Annotated in this window: 3 protein-coding genes and 1 pseudogene; all 4 read right to left on the minus strand. The window is 64.4% G+C overall.

The genetic code is table 11. From position 1 onward, the window contains the following. Positions 1-137: 137 nt before the first annotated feature. Positions 138-1,451: a tRNA (N(6)-L-threonylcarbamoyladenosine(37)-C(2))-methylthiotransferase MtaB gene (mtaB, locus tag EN943_RS23455; protein ID WP_127414817.1), complete on the minus strand. Its 1,314-nt coding sequence runs from the start codon at positions 1,449-1,451 to the stop codon at positions 138-140. Beyond that, complete coding sequence (gene dapF / locus EN943_RS23460; RefSeq protein WP_127414818.1) at positions 1,451-2,335, minus strand: diaminopimelate epimerase; 885 nt, start codon at positions 2,333-2,335, stop codon at positions 1,451-1,453. Before dapF ends, mtaB begins: the two co-directional genes overlap by 1 nt. A gap of 96 nt (positions 2,336-2,431) precedes the next feature. Then, on the minus strand, positions 2,432-2,593 hold the full coding sequence (locus EN943_RS23465; RefSeq protein ID WP_013528842.1) for a DUF1328 family protein: 162 nt from the start codon (positions 2,591-2,593) through the stop codon (positions 2,432-2,434). Positions 2,594-2,676: 83 nt separating this feature from the next. Next, positions 2,677-2,917 (minus strand): annotated as a pseudogene (locus tag EN943_RS38420) (hypothetical protein); the annotation flags it as partial.

Consider the following 2,917-nt stretch of genomic DNA (forward strand, 5'->3'; position numbering starts at 1 on the left):
GCCGCCGGCTTCAGCGCATCGAGTGCTTCCCATTTGATCGGCGGCAGCGGGGCGGTCTCGTCGATCCGCTCCTCGACAACCTCTTTCTTGCCGAACGAAAATATCTTCTTGAAAAAACCAGCCATGCTTTGCGTTTCTCAGGCGGCGCGGGCGGCAAGGGGCGCCGCGATCAGCCTGCTACCATCGTGGCCTGATATGTCGGCCTCGACGATCTCACCCGGTGCGCCCGTGCCGAGTGCGGCAAGCGTAAAACCCTCGGTGCGGCCAAGGCCGTCGCGCTCGATAAGGATCGACTGACGCGTACCAGTGAGCGACGACAGATGCCTGATATACGCAACTTCACCGGCGGCGCGCAGCCGGGCGGCGCGCTGTTTGACAACCTCGCGGCGGAGCTGCGGCATGCGCGCGGCGGGCGTGCCTTCGCGTGGGCTGAAGGGGAAGACGTGGAGATGGGTCAGGCCACACTCCTCGACAATTTTTTCCGAGTTCTCGAACATTTCGTCGGTCTCGGTCGGGAAGCCGGCGATGATGTCGGCGCCAAAGACGATGCCGGGGCGCAGCTTGCGCACATCCTCGCAGAAGCGGATCGACTGATCGCGCAGATGGCGGCGCTTCATCCGCTTCAGGATCATGTCGTCGCCCGACTGCAGCGACAGATGCAGATGCGGCATCAGCCTGGGCTCGGTGGCGATAGCGTCGAGCAGATCGTCGTCAGCCTCGATTGAATCGATCGAGGACAGCCGCAGGCGCTTTACATCGGACACCTGTTTCAGGATGGTTTTCACCAGTTTGCCGAGCTTCGGTGCGCCCGGCAGGTCGGCGCCGAATGATGTCATGTCGACGCCGGTCAGAACGATCTCGGCATAGCCGTTGCCGGCGAGCCGCTTGACCTGCTCGACCACGGCGCCCATCGGCACCGAGCGCGAATTGCCGCGGCCGTAGGGAATGATGCAGAAGGTGCAGCGGTGGTCGCAGCCATTCTGCACCTGGACGAAGGCGCGTGCCCGGCCCTCGATGGCGTCGACCATGTGGCCTGCGGTCTCACGCACCGAAAAGATATCGTTGACGCGCGCCTTCTCGGTGTCGTTGACGCCGAAATCCGGCAGCGCGCGATAGGAGTTGGCCTTCAGCTTCTCCTCATTGCCAAGCACGAGATCGACCTCGTCCATGGCGGCGAATTTTTCGGGCTCGGTCTGCGCGGCGCAGCCGGTGACGATGATGCGCGCCTGCGGGTTGTCGCGGCGGGCCTTGCGGATCGCTTGTTTGGCCTGGCGCACTGCTTCGCCTGTCACGGCGCAGGTGTTGAAGATCACGGCGCCACCTTCCAGCGCGCCCAGGCCGGCACTTTCAGCCTCGCGCCGCATCACCTCGGACTCATAGGTGTTGAGCCGGCAACCGAAGGTGACGACGTCGATGCCCTTGGACACCGGCCTCTTGGACAGAGCGGACATCAGGCCGCGCTTTCGGTGTCGCGGGCCCATGTCCCGACCGACGGGTCGAAGCTGCCGGAAAATTCCCATTCGGCAGCGCCCGTCAGGACCACGTGGTCATCGTCGCGCCATTCGACATGCAGCGTGCCGCCGCCTGGCGTCAACAGACTGACGCTGCGGCCGGTCCGGTTGGTACGGGCCGCGGCGACCACGGCGGCGCAGGAGGCCGAGCCACAGGCCTTGGTCAGGCCGGCGCCGCGCTCCCAGGTGCGGATGATCATCGTTTCGGGCGAAGTAACCTGAGCGATGGTGATGTTGGCGCGCTCGGGGAACATCGGGTGGTTCTCGAGCAACGGACCGAAGCGGTCGAGCTCATAGGACCAGACGTCGCGGTCGACCCAGAAGATCGCGTGCGGGTTACCCATCGAAACGACTGAGGGTGAATGCAGCGCCGGCGCGTCGATCGGGCCGATCTGCAGCTCGATCATGCGGGTGTCGCGGAATTCCTCGGCCAGCGGGATATCCTGCCAGCCGAAGCGCGGCGTGCCCATGTCGACCGAGATCGAACCGTCGGCGTGTTCGCGCGCATTGAGGATGCCCGCCACGGTCTCGAAGGTGAAGATCTTCTGGCCGGTTTCGGCGGCCAGCGCCTGGACGACGCAGCGCATGCCATTGCCGCAGGCCTGCGCACCGGTTCCGTCGGAATTCAGGATGTCGATGAAAAAGGCGGTGCCCGGCGTCCTGGCGTCATGGATCGCCATGATCTGGTCGAAGCTGGTCGCGGCATCGGCGTTCAGCGCAATCGCCGCCGCCCCCGTCACTCGATCGGCACGGCCGCGCATATCGGCAACGATGATCTCGTTGCCGATGCCATTCATCTTGGCGAAAGGGGCAGTGCTGGCCATTGCTCCGAAAAATTCCGTGTCCGTTTGGCGCTATATGGCGGAAACGGGCAGGAATTACCAGTGCGCAGCCGCTTGGTCACGGCGAAAGCCCCGGACTTACGTAACGGCGAAAATGCCCAGCACCACCAGCAGGAAGATGATCAGAACGATGCCGATAAGGATGCGCGCACCGGTGGCGGCGGCACCTGCCAGCGCCGGCATGCCGAGCAGGCTCGCCGCCGCGGCGACGATCAGGAGAATGATGATCCATTTGAGCATGGCAATGCCTCGCAAACCGACAGATTTTTCAACCACATGAAAACGCGGTTGCCGCGCTGGGGTTCCGTCGAAACCGATGCGGATCAGGGCGCTATGTGCTCCGGCACATCCCAGACCTCGCCTGGCCGCAAGGCGCGAAAGCGCTCGCGCGGGATGCCTTCGTCGTCGAGTGCCTCGGTCAATTTGCGCGCCGGCTCGTCGATCGGCTCGTCGGTGAGCTGGAAGGTGCCCCAGTGACAGCCGGCGGCATGGGCGGCATCGCACAGCGTCATGCCTTGCACCGCTTCCCAGGGATTCTGGTGCTGCGGCGCCATGAACCAGCGC

This window comes from Mesorhizobium sp. M7A.F.Ca.US.006.01.1.1 (assembly GCF_003997935.1).
Taxonomy (GTDB): Bacteria; Pseudomonadota; Alphaproteobacteria; order Rhizobiales; family Rhizobiaceae; genus Mesorhizobium.

Bases quoted from the DNA above. Each gene is read 5' to 3' on its own strand.
- EN943_RS23465 (WP_013528842.1), bottom strand. From the start codon at position 2,593: ATGCTCAAATGGATCATCATTCTCCTGATCGTCGCCGCGGCGGCGAGC.
- mtaB (WP_127414817.1), bottom strand. From the start codon at position 1,451: ATGTCCGCTCTGTCCAAGAGGCCGGTGTCCAAGGGCATCGACGTCGTC.
- dapF (WP_127414818.1), bottom strand. From the start codon at position 2,335: ATGGCCAGCACTGCCCCTTTCGCCAAGATGAATGGCATCGGCAACGAG.